At 42.0% G+C, this 2,853-nt stretch carries 3 protein-coding genes and 1 pseudogene; 3 read left to right on the top strand and 1 reads right to left on the bottom strand.

The window, feature by feature from the left end; translation table 11 throughout:
- Positions 1–125: 125 nt before the first annotated feature.
- The 3 genes and pseudogenes from GO007_RS29685 to GO007_RS28775 all read left to right on the top strand — a co-directional run.
- Positions 126–314 (top strand): annotated as a pseudogene (locus GO007_RS29685) (hypothetical protein); the annotation flags it as partial.
- Positions 301–1,323: a hypothetical protein gene (locus GO007_RS28780; protein WP_032417508.1), complete on the top strand. Its 1,023-nt coding sequence runs from the start codon at positions 301–303 to the stop codon at positions 1,321–1,323. The pseudogene GO007_RS29685 and the gene GO007_RS28780, both read left to right, overlap by 14 nt.
- Positions 1,324–1,330: 7 nt before the next feature.
- Positions 1,331–1,903: a hypothetical protein gene (locus GO007_RS28775; protein ID WP_072032620.1), complete on the top strand. Its 573-nt coding sequence runs from the start codon at positions 1,331–1,333 to the stop codon at positions 1,901–1,903.
- A gap of 633 nt (positions 1,904–2,536) precedes the next feature.
- Here the strand turns inward: GO007_RS28775 and GO007_RS28770 are convergent.
- On the bottom strand, positions 2,537–2,853 hold a 317-nt coding region (locus GO007_RS28770), incomplete at its 5' end, for a phage polarity suppression protein (protein WP_286141869.1).

Raw genomic sequence — 2,853 nt, 5'->3', positions numbered from 1 at the left:
ACTATATCGTCGGGTATTACAGCTCGCTAAGGCCGCATGACTATAACGGTGGGTTACCCCCAAACGAATCGGAAAATCGATACTGGAAAAACTCTAAAGCGGTGGCCAGTTTTAGTTGACCACTACAAGCAGGATTAAACTCTGACGTCATAGAAGCAGCGTTAGCTCACAGTGATAAAAATGAAGTTAGAAAGGCATATAATCGTTCGGTATACTTACCCCAACGTGTTGTATTGATGGATTGGTGGGGACTATACTGCCAGAACGAAAAGATAAACAATAAATTATTAAGGAAAATAGATGTCATCTCTTGATGCGTATTTTCGTGATGTTACTCATCACGAATTTGTTTTAGATACAGCACTTAGAACTCAAAAGCTAGATGATGTTGATAAAGACACTTGTAATTGTCCAATACCTGAACTTCTTGAGCTTGCACCTTTAATCATTGCTCAAAAAGATTTCTCATACGCATATTTATCCAATACCCTTGTTCTTACCCTACAAGATGCTGAGTATTATCCTCAGGGGAGTAGTAACCCAACACATCTGTGCCTCTTATTCAATGCAACAGATAGGAATGGCTCAACTACGGTGCTGAGGAATCCAAAACGACAAACAAGAAGAAAAATAGAACCAGATCATAAGGATGGAGAAGGCTATGAGTTCTCCTCTCACATATTGATTTCTCTTTCCGGCCAAAAAAGAACCTACAAGGCAGTAATAAGCCGCGCACCAAAAATATCAACAAATTTAATAGAATTGTTTTTTAACAAGATATTATTCCAGATTTCACGAGCTAACACAGAAAAATTCTCGATTAATGCCAAAACCAATGCCACTGACACATCTACAGGTAAAACTAAAAAAGTCTTATACAAACCTGTAGCCGAATTACGTGGGACATTAGACATAGAGTTATTCAATAAGATGAACAGTGGCGGCTTGTCGGAGGTAACACTGATAAGGTATGACACTGGAACAATCAATGTTCCTGATATGAATGGAGTTGTAATTCCAATTGAAAGCACCATGAAAATCAAGCCAGTAGAGCAATCTAAAAATGTAATAGCCTGGCTAAAAGATATTGGTGGACATTTCAATAAAAAGACAAATGGTAATTACAAAGATATCAGAGTTAAATATTATGATGACAATAGTAAAACGCGAACTGTAACAATGCACACCAATAATATAAAACTAGAGTCACTTGAAAAAACCTTTATCAAAAGAAGTGTAATTGATGGCTTCAGTTCGCGCCTAAGCAACTCATATGATAAGATAGACTCAGAAATTACAATTAAACTCCATAGTATTTTATGAGGTTACAATGTACATAATACACCAATTATTTAGACCTTTTGGATATCTAAGCATAAAAGGCGTCAATGGAAAGTTTATCTATGACTGGTTAATTCCATTGTTTTTATCTTTATTATCAATGGGTTACTTTTACGGCCTAACCACGCCATCCCTTTCTTTAAGCAATGATGGTTTTTTTAAAAATACCATATCATTCATTTCTATACTTCCGGGGTTTTACATCGCAGCATTAGCCGCCATCGCAACATTTAATAGGAAGCAAATAGATGACCCTTTAATTAGCGATAATGGCACTCCATACATTTATGTAAAAGGGGTAAAAGAGAATGGAAAACCATACCGAACAAAAGAAGACATGACACGCAGATTATTTCTTTGCATGTTATTTTCTTTTCTCACAGCAGAAAGCATAGTTCTTATTATGTTGCATACCTTTGCATCCCCTCTTATATCAGCAACAACAAACACTTATTGCTTAGCTATTTATTCATTTATTTTCCTATTAATTCTTTGGCAGTTGTTAGTGACCACTTTTTTTGGCCTTTACTACCTCGGAGATAGAATTCACCTCAACAACTGATTTTAAATTCTTTGAAGAATGGTGTGGGCGTTCCATCATTTGCGCCCACATAATTTCATGAATTATTACTTATCCCTACCTTCCCCAATTCGATATACAACCTCGTGGCACGAAGAATAAATTAACTTAATACTTGGCGCGCAATGTTCTCCCCGTTCCGCCTGTCTGCTTCAAGCTATTACAGGACAGAATACATCAGTTGAATTCATGACAGGAACTGAGAGGCTTCTAAAATTACGCCCTTAACACCAAAAGTGACTCATTTCCCTCATCCTTCTGGTGGTCTTTTCTTGCACTTCACCTGACCACCTCAGAAGCTCGCCACGCCCTCGAACATAACTACACCACCCACCGACACTCCTGCGAACCCGCGTAGCGCAGCGACGCGCTCAGGCCGCGAAATTAAATATCATTAAATAAATACTTTACCGCTGGCGCGCAGTGCTTTCCCCGCCTCGCCTGCACGCTTCGTGGGTCGGTTTTCATGCAGGTGCATCGGGGAGCTCAGGCCGCGCCGGGACAGGGCTGCGAAGGGAGTGACGGGACGGGAAAGCACATGCAAAACCATGCACCCTGTGGATGCATGGCTTAATTCGGGAAAAATAGCGGTATTTTCGGGGATTTTTGCGGGGGCTACCTGCTGGCCAGTTCCGCGCGCCGGCGGGCATAAATCAGGCTCTGTGCGGGGGTGTATTTTTCCTGATTATCCACCCGCGAAGCCGCGTCAGGCCTGAATCCGATGGCCGTTAAAATATCGCTGTCTTCTGCGGCATAATGAATTTCTTCACCGGTACTCAGCCACACGGACAGCGCTTCGCGCAGATAATGCGCCGAACGGTCGAGCGCATGGCCGGTCAGGAGTGCGGGCTGCTGGCTGAGTCCCATCAGCTCCGGGGCAAGCGTGGCGGCGAGCTCTGTCCCGTGCGCCTGCATGAAGTCATTCAGCCGGT

It is taken from the genome of Klebsiella sp. 10-1 (assembly GCF_009758445.1).
In the GTDB taxonomy this organism is placed as follows: domain Bacteria; phylum Pseudomonadota; class Gammaproteobacteria; order Enterobacterales; family Enterobacteriaceae; genus Klebsiella; species Klebsiella scottii.
Note: the sequence above shows the minus strand (reverse complement) of the source record. Positions and strands in the feature narration are given on the sequence as shown.

Excerpts from the sequence above, each read along its gene's own strand:
- GO007_RS28780 (WP_032417508.1), top strand. The coding sequence starts at position 301 with ATGTCATCTCTTGATGCGTATTTTCGTGATGTTACTCATCACGAATTT.
- GO007_RS28775 (WP_072032620.1), top strand. The coding sequence starts at position 1,331 with ATGTACATAATACACCAATTATTTAGACCTTTTGGATATCTAAGCATA.